General features: G+C 70.1%; 12 protein-coding genes. 2 read left to right on the forward strand and 10 right to left on the reverse strand.

Annotation, left to right across the window (positions count from 1 at the left end):
• Positions 1–75 precede the first annotated feature (75 nt).
• The 8 genes from OG266_RS40355 to OG266_RS40390 form a co-directional block, all read right to left on the reverse strand.
• Positions 76–1,674 carry an amino acid adenylation domain-containing protein gene (locus OG266_RS40355; protein WP_371551899.1) on the reverse strand — a complete coding sequence of 533 codons (1,599 nt, stop codon included), beginning with the start codon at positions 1,672–1,674 and terminating at the stop codon, positions 76–78.
• 54 nt (positions 1,675–1,728) lie between these two features.
• Positions 1,729–4,839, reverse strand: coding sequence for an amino acid adenylation domain-containing protein (locus OG266_RS40360; RefSeq protein ID WP_371551900.1), 3,111 nt, complete (start codon positions 4,837–4,839; stop codon positions 1,729–1,731).
• Positions 4,840–4,888: 49 nt separating this feature from the next.
• The gene (locus tag OG266_RS40365; protein WP_371551901.1) at positions 4,889–6,190 is read right to left on the reverse strand and encodes an MFS transporter; all 1,302 of its coding nucleotides are present in this window, start codon (positions 6,188–6,190) and stop codon (positions 4,889–4,891) included.
• A gap of 57 nt (positions 6,191–6,247) precedes the next feature.
• Positions 6,248–7,330, reverse strand: a complete 1,083-nt coding sequence (locus OG266_RS40370) for a thioesterase domain-containing protein (protein ID WP_371551902.1) — start codon at positions 7,328–7,330, stop codon at positions 6,248–6,250.
• A gap of 73 nt (positions 7,331–7,403) precedes the next feature.
• Positions 7,404–8,315: a formyltransferase family protein gene (locus tag OG266_RS40375; protein ID WP_371551903.1), complete on the reverse strand. Its 912-nt coding sequence runs from the start codon at positions 8,313–8,315 to the stop codon at positions 7,404–7,406.
• Positions 8,316–8,365: 50 nt separating this feature from the next.
• Positions 8,366–9,841, reverse strand: coding sequence for an FAD/NAD(P)-binding protein (locus tag OG266_RS40380; protein WP_371551904.1), 1,476 nt, complete (start codon positions 9,839–9,841; stop codon positions 8,366–8,368).
• A gap of 104 nt (positions 9,842–9,945) precedes the next feature.
• The gene (locus OG266_RS40385) at positions 9,946–11,232 is read right to left on the reverse strand and encodes an adenylosuccinate synthase (protein WP_266469181.1); all 1,287 of its coding nucleotides are present in this window, start codon (positions 11,230–11,232) and stop codon (positions 9,946–9,948) included.
• Between the two features lie 49 nt (positions 11,233–11,281).
• Entirely contained in the window at positions 11,282–12,463 is a 1,182-nt protein-coding gene (locus OG266_RS40390; RefSeq protein WP_371551905.1) for an NADP-dependent malic enzyme, read from the reverse strand.
• A gap of 214 nt (positions 12,464–12,677) precedes the next feature.
• Here OG266_RS40390 and OG266_RS40395 point away from each other — a divergent pair, with 214 nt between their 5' ends.
• Both OG266_RS40395 and OG266_RS40400 read left to right on the forward strand, forming a co-directional pair.
• On the forward strand, positions 12,678–12,839 hold the full coding sequence (locus OG266_RS40395; protein WP_371551906.1) for a hypothetical protein: 162 nt from the start codon (positions 12,678–12,680) through the stop codon (positions 12,837–12,839).
• A 122-nt stretch (positions 12,840–12,961) separates the two neighbouring features.
• Positions 12,962–14,203 (forward strand): helix-turn-helix domain-containing protein, encoded by a 1,242-nt coding sequence (locus OG266_RS40400; RefSeq protein ID WP_371551907.1) that lies wholly within the window; start codon positions 12,962–12,964, stop codon positions 14,201–14,203.
• A gap of 51 nt (positions 14,204–14,254) precedes the next feature.
• Here OG266_RS40400 and OG266_RS40405 read toward each other — a convergent pair whose 3' ends face one another.
• Positions 14,255–15,142, reverse strand: a complete 888-nt coding sequence (locus tag OG266_RS40405; RefSeq protein ID WP_371551908.1) for a peptidoglycan-binding protein — start codon at positions 15,140–15,142, stop codon at positions 14,255–14,257.
• Positions 15,142–16,701, reverse strand: coding sequence for a DUF6519 domain-containing protein (locus OG266_RS40410; RefSeq protein ID WP_371551909.1), 1,560 nt, complete (start codon positions 16,699–16,701; stop codon positions 15,142–15,144). The genes OG266_RS40405 and OG266_RS40410 overlap by 1 nt, the downstream gene beginning before the upstream one ends.
• Positions 16,702–16,705 lie beyond the last annotated feature (4 nt).

Below are 16,705 nucleotides of genomic sequence, written 5' to 3' on the forward strand. Positions count from 1 at the left end.
GCCCCTGAGGGAGTTGGTGTGTCGCCTCAGGGCGTGCGGGTGAGGGGGTGCGAGAGCCGTCGACCCGGGGAACGGCTAGGAGACCGAGCGGCGGGCGGAACGGGACGGGCGGGTCGACGCCAGCACGTCGAGAGCCTTGCGGTCGAGCTTTCCGGAACCGGTGAGCGGCAGTGCCTCCACCACCTGGTAGCGGTCGGGCACCATGTACCGCGGCAGTACGGTCTGGGCGTGGCGGCGAAGCTCGTTCGCAGGCTTCTCGGGTGCGCCCTCCGCCTGCACGACGCAGGCGACGAAGAACGTCGCGCCTGCCGCAGTGGTGATCACCGTGACGGCGGCGTCCTTGACGGTGGGGTGGGTGCGGAGTGCGGCCTCGACCTCGCCGAGCTCGATGCGGTATCCGCGGAGTTTGATCTGCTGGTCGTTGCGGCCGAGGTATTCGAAGGAGCCGTCGGGGAGTTTCCGTGCGAGGTCGCCGGTGCGGTAGTAACGGCGGGGGCCTTGGGGGCTGTCGAGGGTGGTGAAGCGTTCGGCGGTGAGTTCGGGTCGGCCGAGGTAGCCGTCGGCAACACCTGTGCCCGCTATGAGGAGTTCGCCGGTTTCGCCGTCCGGGAGTATTCGTAGATCCTCGTCGCGGATTTCGAGTTGGAGGTGGGGGAGTCCGGCGCCGATGGGGGAGCGGACGGAGCCGTCGAAGTCGGCCTCCGTCAGGATGCGGTGGGTGGCGTAGACGGTCGTCTCCGTCGGCCCGTACATGTTGACCGCGGTCGGCGCGGTGCCCGGGTAGGTCTTGAGGAAGGCGCTGACCACGTCCAGGTCCACGCTTTCTCCGGCGAACACCAGGTAGCGCAGGGCGAGTTCGGGGTGTCCTGCTTCCTCGTGGGCCATGGCCAGTGAGCGGAAGACGGATGGCACCTGGCCGAGAACGGTGACCTGCTGTTCGGACAGCAGGGTGAGGAAGTCGGCCGGGGATTGTGCGATGCGCAGGGGGACGGTGACCGCGGTGGCGCCGGTGGCCATGGAGGCCCAGAATTCCCAGACGGAGACGTCGAAGCTGAAGGAGTGGAAGAGGGCCCAGCGGTCGTCGGCGGTGACGTCGAAGAGGGGGAGGGCTCCGCGTAGGAGTGACAGCACGTTGTGGTGGGTGACGACGCAGCCCTTGGGGTTGCCGGTCGAGCCGGACGTGTAGATGACGTAGGCGGGGTCAGTGCCGGTCAACTCAAGGGCAGGGGGCGTGAGTTCGCTGGTTCCGTCGTCGTAGGGGGTGAGGACGGTGACGTTGTCGAGGCCGCGGTCGGTGGCTTGTTCGGGGTTGCCGATGATGGTGGTGACTCCGGCGTCTTCGACCATGTAGCGGAGTCGTTCGTGGGGGTAGGTGGGGTCGAGTGGGACGTACGCCGCACCGGCCTTCATCACGGCGAGTATGCCGACGGGGATGTCGGCGGAGCGTTCGAGGAGCAGGCCGACCAAGTCGCCGCGGCCGACGCCCTGTTGGGTGAGTCGTGACGCGAGTCGGTCGGAGGCGGTGTCGAGTTCCGTGTAGGTGAGTGTGTGGCCGTCGTCGTGGATGGCTTCGGCGTGCGGACGGTCGGCCGCCACCAGGCGGAACAACTCGGGCAGCGACGTGGCGACATCGAGGTGCGGCCGGAGGCGGGGCACGTCGGAGGTGTTGCTCATGCGAGTCTCACAGCTTCTTTTTGGGGTCGGGTGATGTGTGTTCCGCGGCGCGTGTCACGCGGAGCTGCCGGCCCGGAGCAGATCGGCGAACGTCTTGGCGAGACCGTGTGCGAAGTCGGCGGGGACCTGCGGCACCAAGGCGTTGATCACGACGCGCAGACCATCGCCGACGGGCCACACCTCGGCCTGGATCTCCGCCGGGATACCGAGGTAGGGCAGTCGGACGAACTCGGCGCGCACACCGTCGAGCGCCGGCTGCGCCTGCGCGTTGTCCTGGTAGGCGAAGAGGGTCTGGAAGAACGGCGAGCGGTCGGAACGCGGCGGGTTCACCAGCCGGACCACCTCGGGGATCCCCACGTCCTGGCAGGCGAAAGCCTCCCGGACCAGCCGTCCGGCCTCGGTCACGGCCGCACCGTCCCCGGCCGTCACGGCACCCCGCACGCGGACGCAGACCGTGCCGATATGGCAGCCGACGGCCGACTCCAGCCGGGTGTCGATCCGCTGGGCCACCGGGACCCCGATACCGAAGTCGTCCTGGCCGGTCAGCTCGGCCAGGGCCTGGGCGTAGCGGGCGAGGAGCAGCGGGAAGCGGGTGAGCCCGGCCGCGGCTGCCTGCCGGTCGAGTGCGGCGGTCTCCGCCGCCCCGAGGGGCACTTCGACGCGCAGTACCTCGGGCACGTCCGCCGCTGCTGTGACTCCCGGCGTCCCGGGAAAGTTGAGCTCGGGCACTCCCTGGAGTTCGGCCTTGAGCCGTGCGCGCTGGTCGTCCAGGTCGGCGGACCGCAGGTGCGCCGCACGCATCGCCCAGGCCTCGGCGGCGGAGGGTACGGCGGGGTGGTCGGGTACGTTTCCGGCGCGCCGCGCGTTGTAGGCGGTGGCGAGGTCGGCGGTCAGCACGGACTCGGACCAGCCGTCGAACGCCACGTGGTGCACGACGTAGCCGAACACAGCGCTGCCGTCTGCGACGGGTGCGAGGACGGCATGCCACAGTCGGCCCGCCGTCGGGTCGAGCGGCACGGCGAGTGCGGCGCGTACGGACGTCAGCGCCTCGGCCGCCGACGAGGCTGTGGGCAGCGGCACCAGGTCCGGGGCCGACGATTCGCCGGGCTCCGTATAGGCACGTCCTCGCTCCGTCGCATACGTGGAGTGCAGCGCGGGGTGCCGGCCGTGCACGTCGGCCAGGGCGAGCGCCAGCGCAGGCCGGTCGAGGTCACCCTCGATCAGCCAGGCGCCGAGGCAGTGCCCGGCCAGATCGGCCGGTGACATGAGCTGCCGGACGAGGAAGCCCTCCTGGGCCGGGGTGAGCGGCGTCAGGCCGGTGGCACCCTGCGTGGGGTCGTCCACGGCGGCGGTGGGTTCCACGGTGTGCAACCAGGCGCCGAGCGCCGCCGGCGTCGGATGCAGATACAACGCGGAAACAGGTACCGGGTGCTTCCTGCGCGCCGCGAGTCGGGCGCAGACCCGGCCCGCGCCGAGCGAACTGCCGCCCAGGGACGTGAAGTCGGCGTCCGGTGCGACGCCGGGCAGGTCGAGTATCTCCGCGAAGACCTCCGCGACCAGGTCGATGTACGGGTCGCCCGTCGGCTCCGCCGATGCCTGCTCGGTCCGCGGCGGCTCCAGCGCCAGCGCGGTCAGGGCTTTGCGGTCGAGCTTCCCCGAGCCGGTGAGCGGGAGTTCCGGGACGGCCAGGTAGCGGTCGGGCACCATGTAGCGCGGCAGTACGGCCATGGCGTGGCGGCGAAGCGCACTCGCCGGATCGGCGGGTGCGTCCTCGCCGAGCACCGCGCAGGCGACGAAGAACGTCGCGCCTGCCGTGGTGGTGGTCACCGTGGCGGCCACATCGCGGATCCACTCGTGGGTGCGGAGTGCGGCTTCGACCTCGCCGAGTTCGATGCGATGTCCGCGGAGTTTGATCTGCTGGTCGTTGCGGCCGAGGTATTCGAAGGATCCGTCGGGGAGTTTCCGTGCGAGGTCGCCGGTGCGGTAGTAGCGCTGGGGGCCTTGGGGGCTGTCGAGGGTGGTGAATCGTTCGGCGGTGAGTTCGGGTCGGCCGAGGTAGCCGTCGGCAACACCTGTGCCCGCTATGAGGAGTTCGCCGGTCTCGCCGTCCGGGAGTATTCGCAGATCCTCGTCGCGGATTTCGAGTTGGAGGTGGGGGAGTCCGGCGCCGATGGGGGAGCGGACGGTGCCGTCGAAGTCGGTCTGGGTGAGGATGCGGTGCGTGGCGTAGACGGTCGTCTCCGTCGGCCCGTACATGTTCACGGCGGTCGGTGCGGTGCCGGGGACGGACCGCAGGAACTCGCTGACCACGTCGAGATCGACGCTCTCTCCGGCGAACACGACGTAGCGCAGGGCGAGTTCGGGGCGCCCGGACTCCTCGAACGCCATGGCCATTGAGCGGAAGACGGACGGCACCTGGCCCAGTACGGTGACCCGCTGCCGCGCCAGAAGACCGAGGAACTCGGCCGGGGACTGGGCGATGCGCAGCGGCACCGTGACCGCCGTAGCACCCGTTGCCATGGAGGCCCAGAATTCCCAGACGGAGACGTCGAAGCTGAAGGAGTGGAAGAGGGCCCAGCGGTCGTCGGCGGTCACGTCGAACAGCGGAAGCGCCCCGCGGAGCAGCGACAGCACGTTGTGGTGTGTGACGACGCAGCCCTTGGGGTTGCCGGTGGAGCCCGACGTGTAGATGACGTAGGCGGGCTCGCTGCCGGTCAACTCAAGTGCGGGAGCGGTGAGGTGGATGGTTCCGTCGTCGTAGGGGGTGAGGACGGTGACGTTGTCGAGGCCGCGTTCGGTGGCCTGTTCCGGGTCGCCGATGACGGTGGTGACGCCTGCGTCTTCGACCATGTAGCGGAGTCGTTCGTGCGGGTAGGTGGGGTCGAGCGGCACGTACGCCGCACCGGCCTTCATCACGGCGAGGATGCCGACGGGGATGTCGGCGGAGCGTTCGAGGAGGAGGCCGACGAGGTCGCCTTGGTGGAGGCCTTGTTGGGTGAGTCGGGCGGCGAGTCGGTCGGAGGCGGTGTCGAGTTCGGCGTAGGTGAGTGTGTGGCCGTCGTCGTGGATGGCTTCGGCGTCTGGGTGGTCGGCCGCCACCAGGCGGAACAACTCGGGCAACGACGTGGCGACATCGAGGCGGGGCACGTTGGTGGTGTTGCTCATGCGAGTCTCACAGTTCTCGGGAGAAGGCACGGTGGGCGCGGACTCCGGGTCAGCGCGCGGGCTCCGGTTCGGCGGCGTTCCGCCCTTCGGCAGCGGAGGCGGCCTTCGCCTTGGCCGCCTCGGCCGAACGGGCCAGCGGAGGGCAGGCCAGGCCCGCGAGCAGCAGCACGGCCGCCAGGATCATCCAGCCGAGCCGGCCTTGGCCGACCGCGAGGGCGGTCACGAGGAAGGGGCCCGCGGTCTGCTGCAGACCACGGCCCAGCGCGAACACCCCCTGGTACTCGCCCTGCTTCCCCTCCGGGGGCAGATGGAGGGAGAGCCCCCACGAACCGGCGGCCTGGCTGAGCTCGCCGAGTACGAGCACGGCGGTCCCGACGAGCAGCAGTGGCACGGCCACCACGGCCGGGATGTCCTGCGTCACGGCGAACACCAGACAGCAGGCCGCGAGCAGCAGCCCGGAGCGGCGCAGCATCCGGGCCGCGCCCGGAGCGGTCTCCGCACCCCGGCTGGCCGCCACCTGGAAGGCGATGACCAGAACCGTGTCGAGCAGCAGGAGAACCGCGTTGACCGAGCTAGGGGCCTCGGTGTGAGTGATGATCCACAGAGGCAGGGCGACGGTCAGGATGGGCTGGTAGAACTCGAGCACGCCGCACAGCAGCGCGAGCGAGACGAACCTGAAGTCCCGTAGCCCGGAACGGGGTTGAGCCCCCTTGGGCGCCCCGACCGCCTCGGCTTCCTGCTTCTGGGCCGGCAGTCGCCAGGTGATCAGGGCGCAGCAGGCGTGGGCCAGCGCGGTGATCAGGGCGACCGCGTAGAAGGCGGTACGGCTGCCGACCGCGAGCGCGCCGCCCGCGATCGCCGCGCCGAGCATGAAGCCCACATTGAAGACGCTGCGCATCTGGGCGCTGACGCGGACCCGTTCGTCCTCCTGGAACACCTGGTGGGTGAGGGCCATCCGCAGCGGATGGGACGAGGTCTCACAGACCGAGATGAGCGCCGCGAGCACCAGGAATCCGGCGAACCCCGTGACACCGCAGTAGGCGGCGAACAGCACGGCCAGCGCGGCGTAGGAGACGAGCAGTGGCAGCCGGGGACCGAAGCGGTCGGCGAGCCGGCCGATGGGCACCGTGAAGAGCATCCCGGCCAGGCCGGCGGCGGAGAGACCGAAGCCGACCTGGCCCGCCGACAGTCCGATGGTGCTCCGGAAGAAGATGGCGCTGGAACTCAGGAAGAGGCCGAATCCGGTCGCCTGCACGACTGTCAGTACGGCGAGCCGTCGGGCAGGACCGCGCGCGGGTACCAGGTCGCTCGCCCAGGAGCGGACCGCGTTGACGGCCGGGTTGCTTGCCACAGTTGGGTGTACCTCGTGGTCTCGTCGGTCGGGAGGGGTGTATCTGCTCGCGGGCGTTCAGGCGCCGTGGGCGGCCAGCTTCTTGGCGATGATCTCCGCGACGGCCGCGTCACGGAGCAGCGCCAGCGTTCCGGCCGAGGTGAAGGCGTGCGTCTCGGTCGAGCCCGCCAGGCTGCTCCAGTCCGCCTCCGGCCGGTCCGCGTCCTCGGCCAGCTGGATGACGGTGACCTCACCGCCGTAGGGGCGCGGCTCGTAGTGCTCCTGGGCGAAGACGCCCGCTGCCCACACCGCCTGGCGCCAGTGCAGGTCGGCCGGGTCGACGCCCTCGTCCAGCCAGGCGATGTCGACCATGCCGCGCATCACGCGCTCCTGGTCCGTGAACAGGTCGGGCACCTCGTAGCGGTCGCGCAGCGAGGTGAGCCGGAAGTCGTACAGCTCGCGCAGGCCCCACGCCGCGTCCAGCTCGGTGGTGCCGGGCGGCATCGTGTTGATCACGGCGAGCACGGCGACCCGCTCGCCGCTCTCCTCCAGCTGTCGTGCGATCTCGTACGCGATACGGCCGCCGGCGCAGGGGCCGACGAAGAGGTAGGGGCCTTCGGGCTGGACCGTGCGGATCTCCTTCAGATAGCGCGAGGCCATCTCCACGATGGAGAGCGCGGGCCGCTCGCGGCCCCACAGGCCGGCCATCTCCAGTCCGTACGCCGGGCGTTCACCACGGAAGCTGTCGACAAGGTCGGCCATGAACCGGACGTTGCCGGTACCCCAGTGGAAGCAGAAGACAGGGGTGCCGGTGCCTTCGGGGGCCAGCGGGACCAGGGTGGGGGAGGGCGCGGTCCGCATCGGGCTCAGGCCCGTCTCCCAGACCGTGCTGAAGTCGGGGTCGGCGCCGGCCGGGACCGCGTTCGCGGCGGTGCCGGAGCCGCCCAGCGCGGAGGCGATCGCGGACGGTGTCTTGTGCGTGTAGATGTCGTTGGCCGCCATCTCCAGGCCGCGCTTACGGGCCTCGGTCACGACGTTGACGATGAGCAGCGAGTATCCGCCGAGCTCGAAGAAGTCGTCGTCCGGCTCGACGTCGACGTCGAGCAGGTCCTCCCAGATCTCGCTGAGGATCTGTTCGATGTTATTGCGTTCCAACGCCATGGGGGCGTCCCTTCTGGTTCTGGAGTCCGGATCCGGGATCGGGATCCGAGGGGTGGCAGGTGCGGGCGGCCGGTCAGACCGGAGCGCCGACGGCCTCGGGGCGGCGGCTGGTGATTCCCGAGAGAATTCCGCGGAGTTCGAAGCTCTCCGGTGACCCGGCCCGGGTGAAGGCGTCGACCAGCAGCTCGATGACGGCGCGCGGCCGGAACAGCTCGATGCCCTTGCGGTGCAGCTCGTCCAGGTCGGCACGGCGCAGATGCGAGTAGTACCCGGCCTCGGCGGGGTCCTGGGGGCGGTCCGTCCACCGGCCGTGGGCCGCGGCCTGCTCGATCGCGTCGAGGAGCAGTCCGGCGGCCTGCCCGCGCTGGTCGGTCATGTTCTCGAGCACCGAGCGGTCGTAGCGGAGCGGGGCGGTGGAGAGCGAGACGATGCCGCCCGCGTCCCAGTCCTCGTTGACCCGGTGCAGTGTGAAGCCGGCCTCCGTCTCGCCCTGGAGCATGGAGCGGGCGAAGGTCAGCACTCCGCGGTACCGCGGCAGGATCCCGGGGTGCAGGTTCGCGAAGAGTGCGGGCTCGCCGGGCTCGGGCCGGAAGTGGTCGATGAGCGGCGCCCGGAACTTCTGGTAGCAGCGCACCGAGAATCCGGCGCGTACGTCCTCGGCGGCCAAGTAGGCGATGAAGGCAGGGTCGTTGACGTCCTCGACGACACGCACCACCGCTTTGTCCCGGTGGAGTTTCGCGATGCCCGCGGGGGACAGCAGGGTCCCGTGCAAGGGCGCGGGCAAGCTGTCCAGATAGGGGTGGACCCAGCTGTTGAGCAGGGTCCGCTCGTACCGGAACAGCTCACGCAGCTCGGGCTCGGCACGGGCGCCGGGCTGCTGGTGGGTGTAGCAGATGTACGGGGTGTGCCCGGCCCGCAGTACGTCGCTGAGTACCTGGCCGACGATCAAGTGGGACGTGATGTCGTTGCCGACAAAGAACGCCACCCGCATAAGGGATCTCCTGATGGGTGTACGGGAAGTGGGGAGCGGCGGCCTCAGGCCGAACCGAGCCGGGTGACGACGGCGGCCACGGCGCAGTGCGCGTTCGCGAGGTTCGTCTCGAACGAGTTGGTGTAGAAGTGCACGCCGCGGGTGAGCGGCCCGACGTAGAGCGCGCGCTCGGACAGGGAGCCGCCCCGCCGGACGACCCGCATGGTGTCGAAGTCGACGTCGATCCCGCCGAGCGGGTGGGGGCTGATGTCGCCGCGCATCAGCATGTTCTGGATCAGCGAGGAGTCGCTGCGGTCGAGCGCGAAGCCGGTGCCGGTGGCGTTGACGAGATGGTCGACCTTGTAGGCCGCCGCCTCCGCGCCGGCCGGTGACGCCTCGATACGGAAGAGCTCGCGCTCCTCGTCGTACGCCACCGACGTCAGTCCGCTGGCGACCTCGAACGCGCCTTCCGTGGCCATCACGAGCAGTCTGCGTGCGTTGTCCAGCGGCATGCAGTGGCGGAACATCGACCAGATCGACAGATGGTTGTGGATGAACGCGGCGCGGGCCTCGGCGGACATGGCCCGCCAGACCTGCGGGACGACCTCGGAGGTGGCGTCGAGGATCGAGTACCAGAGCGTCTGGCCGTTCTCGGCCAGTTCGATGTCCTTGGCGAGCGTGGCGGTGAAGGCCGCGGAGGGCTCGGCCAGTACCCGCGACCAGTCGATCGCCAGCCCGAGACCGTCCTCCAGCTCGCGCTGGAAGAGCGCGGCGACCTCGGTGAACTCCAGCGCCCTGGTGAAGTCCTCGGTGAGCAGCCGCAGGTTCTCCTCGGTCACATGGCGCAGGGTGTGGCGCACCCGGGGGCCCTGGACCTTGGGCAGTGAGCGGCGCCGGGAGAAGCAGGTGATCGCGCCCCGGTGTCCGGAGCCGCGCAGCTGAAGCAGCGCGTCGACCGCGGTCAGGCTGGTGCCGAGGATGCCCACCGTGGCGTCCGGGTCGATCCCTTCGAGCCCCGCGCCGTGCCACATCGAGTGGACGTAGGTGGGGACCTTCGTGAACTCCAGGTACTCGGTCGAGGGGAGGTCGCCCAGGCAGAGGAAGGCGTAGTCGAAGACGAAGTGGTCGAGTCCGGCGATCAGATGGATGCCCCGGGAGTCCTCGCGGCAGTCGCTCACCACCGACTTGTGGGTGATCACCTTGGTGCCGTGCTGCCGCGCCTGGACGAGCGCTTCCTCGAAGAACTCCTGGAGATACGCGGCGAAGAGCCGGCGTGGCACGTAGTCGGTGTCCGCGAGGGTGTGCGCCCCGTCCTCGTGAGCGGTCAGCCACCGCACGAAGTGGCCGGGATCGTCGGCGTGGACGCTCATGGTGGACGCCCGCATGTTCAGCAGATGACAGTCGTGCGGTGTGCTGTAGGCGACTCCGGCGCCGAGTCGCTCCTTGGTCTCGAAGACATGGATCTCCGCGCCCGCCGCGCGGTCACTCGCGGCCAGGGAGCGGACCAGCGCGACGAAGACGCCGACACCGGTCGCTCCCATTCCGGCGATCGCGAATCGCCGGGCCCGGTCGGGGGGCGGTACTGCGCCGCTTTCGGCTGACATTGCTTGGGCGAGCCTTTCGTGGTGGCGGTCGGGAGGAGCGCTCAGTGGCCCTGCGGACCGCGGTCGATGAGCTGCTCGCGCTCGGGGCCCACGGAGACGTACCGGACGGGAGCGCCGACGAGCTCCTCCACGCGCAGCACATAGGCGGCCGCGGCCGGGGGCAGCCGGTCGAAGTCCCGCACCGCGGTGATGTCCTCGTCCCAGCCGGGCACGGTCTCGTAGACCGGCCGGGCCCTGTCCAGGAGATGCGTCATGGGGAAGTCGGCGACCGGCACTCCGTCGATCTCGTACGCCGTGCAGATCCGCAGTTCGGGCAGACCGCTCAGGCTGTCGAGCTTGGTGAGCGCGAGCTCGCCCGCACCCTGGACGAGCACGCCGTAGCGGGAGGCCACGGCGTCGAAGTGGCCGATCCTGCGGGGGCGTCCGGTGTTCACTCCGTACTCACCGGACGACATGCGCAGCGCGTCGGCCCAGGGGCCGGACTCCTCGGTGACGAACGGGCCTTCGCCGACACAGGTGGAGAAGGCCTTCATCACGCCGGTCACCCGGGTGAGCGGTGTGCCGGGCAGGCCCGAGCCGACCGGGGCGTAGCCGGCCAGCGAGGAGGACGAGGTGGTGTAGGGGTAGATCCCGTACAGGATGTCGCGCAGCGCGCCGAGCTGGGCCTCGCACATGATGTGCTTGCCCGCCTGCTCGGCGCGGACGAGTCCGGGGCTCACATCGCGGACGTACGGGCGCAGCCGCTCCGCGTGCTCGTGGCCCCACTTGACCATGTCGTCGAGGGAGATCGGCGGTGCTTCGGGGTAGAGCGCGCTGTGCGCGAGGTTCTTCCACTCGATCACCGGGGCGAGCCGCCGGCGCAGCAGTTCCTCGTCGAAGAGCTCGCCGAGCTGGAGGGCCTTCTTGAGGTAGCGGTCCCCGTAGACGGGGGCGATGCCGCGCCGGGTGGAGCCGAAGGGCTGGTCGGCGAGGCGGTCCTCCTCCCAGGCGTCCTGGTCCCGGTGGAAGGGGAAGCACACCGTGGCCCGGTCGGAGATGAGCAGTCCGGAGGTGTCGATGCCGCTCTCACGCAGCTGGGAGAGCTCCTCGTCGAGGGACTCCAGGTCCAGCACGGTGCCGGGGCCGATCACGTTCACGGTGCCCGGGTTGAAGATCCCCGAGGGGATCAGTCTGAGCTTGAAGGTGCCCAGGTCGTTGATGACGGTGTGACCGGCGTTGTTGCCGCCCTGGTACCTGACCACCAGGTCCGCGTCGCGGGCCAGGTAGTCGATCATCCGGCCCTTGCCCTCGTCGCCCCAGTTGATGCCGACGACCGCGTGCAGTGTCATGTGTTCTCGTTCCTCGGGTGGTTCGGTGCTGTGTCGCGCGCGGCGCGGGTCAGACGCGGGCCACACCGCTGCGACGGGCGGCGTCCGCGACCGCGCGGGTGACGGCCGGCGCCACGCGTGCGTCGAAGGAGTCGGGCAGGACGCGGTCGGGCGTCAGTTCCTCCGCGACCACGTCGGCCAGCGCGCGGGCCGCGGCCAGCTTCATCGACTCGGTGATGCGGGTGGCCCGCACCTGGAGTGCTCCGGCGAAGATGCCGGGGAACGCCAGCACGTTGTTGACCTGGTTGGGGAAGTCCGAGCGGCCGGTGCCGACAACGGACGCGTAGCGGCGCGCGGCGTCCGGGAGGATCTCCGGGTCGGGGTTGGAGAGCGCGAAGACGATCGCGTCGGCGGCCAGTCCCCGGAAGGCTTCCTCGGCCATCGGGCTGCCGGAGAGCCCGATGAAGACGTCCGCGCCGCGCATCGCGGTCCCGATGGAGCCGGTGAGGCCCGCACGGTTGCTGTCGCGGGCCAGCGCCTGCTTGGCGGGGTTGAGGTCGTCGCGTCCTTCGTGGACGATCCCCTTGCTGTCGCAGACCACGATGTCGCCGATGCCCGCGTCGAGCAGGATGCGGGCCACCGCGATGCCGGAGGCGCCGGCCCCGGCCACCACGGCGCGCAGATCCGCCAGTTCGCGGTGGGTGACGCGGGCGGCGTTCCACAGCGCGGCAAGCGTGACGACGGCCGTGCCGTGCTGGTCGTCGTGGAAGACCGGGATGTCCAGGCGTTCCTGGAGCTTGCGCTCGATCTCGAAGCAGCGCGGCGCGGAGATGTCCTCGAGGTTGATGCCGCCGAAGGCCGGGGCCAGCCTCGCCACCGTCTCCACGATCTCGTCCGGGTCGGTGCAGTCCAGCGCGATCGGGACCGCGTTGACGCCCGCGAGCTGCTTGAACAGGATCGCCTTGCCCTCCATCACGGGAAGCGAGGCGGCCGGCCCGATGTCGCCGAGGCCGAGCACGGCCGTGCCGTCGGTGACCACGGCGACCGAGGAGGACTTCCAGGTGTACTCGTACGCCAGCTCCGGGTTCTCGGCGATCGCGCTGCACACCCGGGCCACTCCCAGGGTGTAGGCGAGTGAGAGGTCTTCGGCGCCGCGCAGCGGCACCGTGGCGCACACCTCCATCTTTCCGGCGCGGTGATAGGCCAGCACCGGTTCTTCCAGCTTTGCGGAGGGGGACAGCTCGGTCGTCATCGGGGCCCTTTCGTCGTGGCCGGGCGTCCGGATCGAGCCAGCGGTCCCAGCGGGTCGCCGTTGAAGGTAGGGGGAGTTGCCGAAAGTTGTCAATGCTTGCCAGATGCCGTGACCTGCGATTACCGTTCCACTGCACCAGTGACCCCAGGGGGTGCCCGCTGCGGGACGGCGGGTGGTGTGGTCCTGAAAGTGACGTGAGATAGAGAGTGAACAAGTGAAGACTGTTCTGCCTGTGGCGGCGGGTTTCGGCCTTTCCGTCCTTCTGGCCCTTGTGGCTGTTCAGCTCGGTAGTGCCGAGGTCGGTCAGGTCTCCGCGGAGAGTTCCTCGGTGGTCGTCGAGGCGGCGTCCGCGTACGGCAACATCGACTGGCCCTAGCACCGGCTGAGTGAGGGTGCTACCCCTGGTACAATCGTTGCCTTATTCCGGCAATGTTTGCCAGGGGTTGGCAACCCTCCGGGCCGGACAAGTGCGAAGATTTCATGAGGTGGTGGCAGCGGATGCTGGAGCAGCCTGAATTCGGCCGACGCTTGCGCCAGCTGAGGCGACAACTGGGCAAGTCACAGGCGGATCTCACCGGCCCCGGAATGTCCGCCGCCTACCTCTCCAGGTTGGAATCCGGAGCTCGGCCGCCCACGCAGCGAGCCATCGAGTACCTCGTGGACCGACTGGGAGTTCAGGCCGAGTCGTTCGACGTGCCGCCCGACTCCGACCTGGCGGACATCCTCGCCGCGAGCTTCACGGTCTTCGACAAGGAGCGTGACGCCGAGATGCGAACCATGCTCCAGAACGTCCTCGACGAGGCCGTGGACGTCGACCCGCAGACCCGCTGGCAGGCTCTCTCCCAGCTCGCGCGGTTGCACGGGGCGCTCGGCGACTACGAGGACGAGCGTGATGTGCTCCAGGAGATGAGGGATCTCAGCGACGTCATGGAGCGCCCGCTGCTCAGGGTGCATTCACGGATCAGGTTCGCTCGGACGGTCCGCAACCTGGGTGACGCGGAGTCGGCCAGGCAAGGGGTACGCGAGGCTCTCGAGCTGAGCGAACGGCATCGCCTTCATGTGCCTGCCACCGAACTGCTGCGCAGCAAGCTCCTGTTGGCCTCGGTCGAAGCCGAACTGGGCAACCTCGCGGAGGCGGTCCGGCAGAGTTCCGACGTGATCGACTCGCTCCCGCGTACCGAAGGCGCGCTCGCCGCGGAGTCCTTCTGGGTCGCGGCGACGGTCCAAACGCGTCTCGGCCACTACGAGCAGGCCACTGCGCAGCTCCAGCGGGCCCTGGCCGCACTCGACAGCCGCGAGGACCTGACGCTGTGGATGCGACTGCGGCTGGCGGCGGCGTCTCTCGCACTGCAGGCCGGTCCTCCCCGGATCGAGGAGGCCGATGCCTGTCTGCGGGCCGTCGAGCCCGCTCTCGGTCTGGCCGGCACCCCTCGACACCATCACGAGTATCTGTTTCTGCGGGCCCAACTCGCTTTCCAGAAGGGCGAAACGGGCGAGGCGTGCGAGTTGTGCCGGCGCGCGGAGGAAGGCCTCGAGCTGCTTTCCTACCGTGACCGCATCCGGCTCGAGGTGCTCCGCGGGCTGCTCGACGCCGCCGCCGGAAACGAGGGCGCTCTGCCACGGGTGCGGAGTCTCGCCGCGCAGGTCCAGCAGGCGGGAATGCTCGATCTCGCCGCGGAGGTGTGGCGCGCAGTGGCCGAGGCCCCCGCGTCGCCGGCCGAGCCTTCAGGAAGTGCGTGAACGGCGATCGTCTGCCCGCCTGCCGGCGGGCAGATCGCGCGCTCTCCGCCGTTACGACGCCGGTACCTTCAGCTTCTCCCAACTGACCTTCCCCGGAATTCCGTCCGCGTCCTTGCCCTTGAAGCCCAGCTTGTGCTGCCAGGCCGTGTAGGACTTGCGGTCCGCGTCCGTCCAGTTGGGGCTCGGGCCATCCTCGTAACGGCCGCAGCCCTCGGCGACCAGGCGCTTGCCCATGGCGGTGATCAGCGGGTCGTGGCGGCCGACCTGGAAGAAACCGGCGCCGGGGAACGGCTCGTACGAGGGCTTGGGCTGCGGCTTGGGGTCGGGGCTCGAGCCACCGCTCGGCCTGCCCTTCAGACGGTCCCCGATACGGGAGCGCATACCGTCCATCGTGAAACCGCGCGGGTCCTGTTTGCCCGGCTGCCACTCCTTGTGGCCGATGACGGAACGCTCGCTCCAGCCGTAGTGGCGGCAGATCGCGGCCGAGACCTTCTCGATGGCTTCCTTCTGCGCCTCGGGCCAAGGGTCCTTGCCGTTGCCGAGGTTGACGCACTCGAAGCCGTAGAAGTGGCGGTTGCCGTCGGTGTCGGCCTCGTTGTCCGGCGGCAGCTTCGTCTCGTTGACGACGGCGCGCAGGACGTCGCCGTCGCCGAGGCCCGCGTGGTTGGCGCGGCCGTTGCCGACCAGGTGGACGTGGCCCTTCTTGTCGATCACGCCGTGGCACAGCGGGCCGGGCAGGGCCGAGTAGCCGTTGTAGCAGAGGGACACGGACGAGTCGGTGCCCGAGGTGACGGTGTGGTGGATCATCACGCCGTTCATCGGGCCCCACGGACCCTTCGAATTGCGGTTGTGCGTACGCCAGTTGCGTACCTCGTGGACCGTCACGCCCTCCGCGCGCAGGATCTCCACCAGTTTGGACGCACTCATCGGCTTGGCCATCACTTGCCTCCTTCCGCTGCGGCTTCCGCCTCTGCCGTGGTCTGGGAGCGCGGATTGGGCGCGTCGACGGCCTCCGCCGTGGATTCCTCCTCCGCCGCGAGCGCCTCCGCGGCGAGCGCGGCCTCGTCCGCGGCCGGGATGCTGTGCGCGAGCGTGGTGAAAGCGAGCCGCAGGTCGACGGGAGCGTCCTCGCCCTTCACCAGGGCCAGCGGCGCGAAGTGCCGGGCGATGCCCGCGGGGGCCTGGAGCAGCGGCTTTCGCGCGTCGTTCACGGGCCACTCGACGCTGCCGGTCGCGGTGCGGGCCGGGATGATCCAGTGGTCGCCGGTGCGATAGTTGCCGCCCTTGGCGAAGTACACCTCGACGCCGTCCTCGAGGGGCAGCCATTCGCCCTCCTCGACGCGGATCGCCCCGTCCCGCAGTCCGGCTGTGCGGCCCTTGCGCTTGGGGCCCGCCTGGTGGTCCCAGCGGCGCAGGAACGGGTGCAGGTGGGGCAGCCGTCCGACGCCGGGCTCCGGTTCGGCGGACAGCCGCACCCGGCGGCCCGGCAGGTCCAGCTCCTCGACCCGCAGCAGGGGGAGTGCCTCCAGGCGGGAGGCGTACGCGGTGTCGGTGAACTCCACCTGGTCGCCCACGTCCAGATCCAGCTTGTCGTCCTGGCCGAGCGAGGCCAACCGCACCCAGGTGCCGTCCAGTTCATCGACGGGGAAGACGACCGAGCCGTTCTCGCGCGACCACTTGAACGTGGCGTCGGCGGCCGGTCCCCCGGCGTGCACCTCCACCCGGTAGAGCTGGTTCTCCGGGCCGCGGTAGCGGGCGTCCGGCTTGACCAGGCAAGGGTCCTCGTCCGCGTGGTCGGGCCGCTGGGCGCGGGCCGCGAGATTGGCGGAAGGGGCACTCCGGTCACGCGCCCACTGGAGGAACTTGGCGCTCACCTGCTCCTTGGTGGGGTCGGTCTCCTCCACGCCGAGCGCGGCGAGGGTCAGCGGCAGGACCTGCCAGACCACCTTCGAGCGGGCCGCCGTGTCCGGCATCGCCGAGCCGAGCGCCACCTCGCGCAGCGCCGGGTCCTCCGCAGCGGTGACCGCGCGCTCCCACACCGACAGATAGACCACGAAGGGAGCCTGGGCGGGTGACGGCAGCCGGTCGCCCGGCTTCTCCGGGTCACGGAAGCCGTCCGGCTGGTCCCAGTACGTCCAGAACGCGGGCGGCACCACGGCCTCCGCGCCATCGTCCGCGGCGTCCTCGTCCGGCACCGGCACGCCGAGCGCGGGCCGGTCCGCGTCGCACAGGATTCCGTCGACGTAGTAGCGGCCGCCGTAGATGTTCAGGGTGTCGATGTCGTGCTTGCCGCCCACGTACTGGATGCGGAAGCCCGCGGCGTCGCGCGGCCCGCCGTGCCGGCCTATGAGGTCGGCGGCGAGCGTGCGCGCCCGGTGGAGCTCGATCGCGGTTTGCTCATTGGCGTCGGCGTCGAGCTGGACGCGGCCCTGCTGGGCGATGACCGCGGAATAGTGCCGCTCCGGACGGAACGTGGAGCGGGAGAGATCGGCGTGCATGAAG

The organism is Streptomyces sp. NBC_00554 (genome assembly GCF_041431135.1).
Taxonomy (GTDB): Bacteria; Actinomycetota; Actinomycetes; order Streptomycetales; family Streptomycetaceae; genus Streptomyces.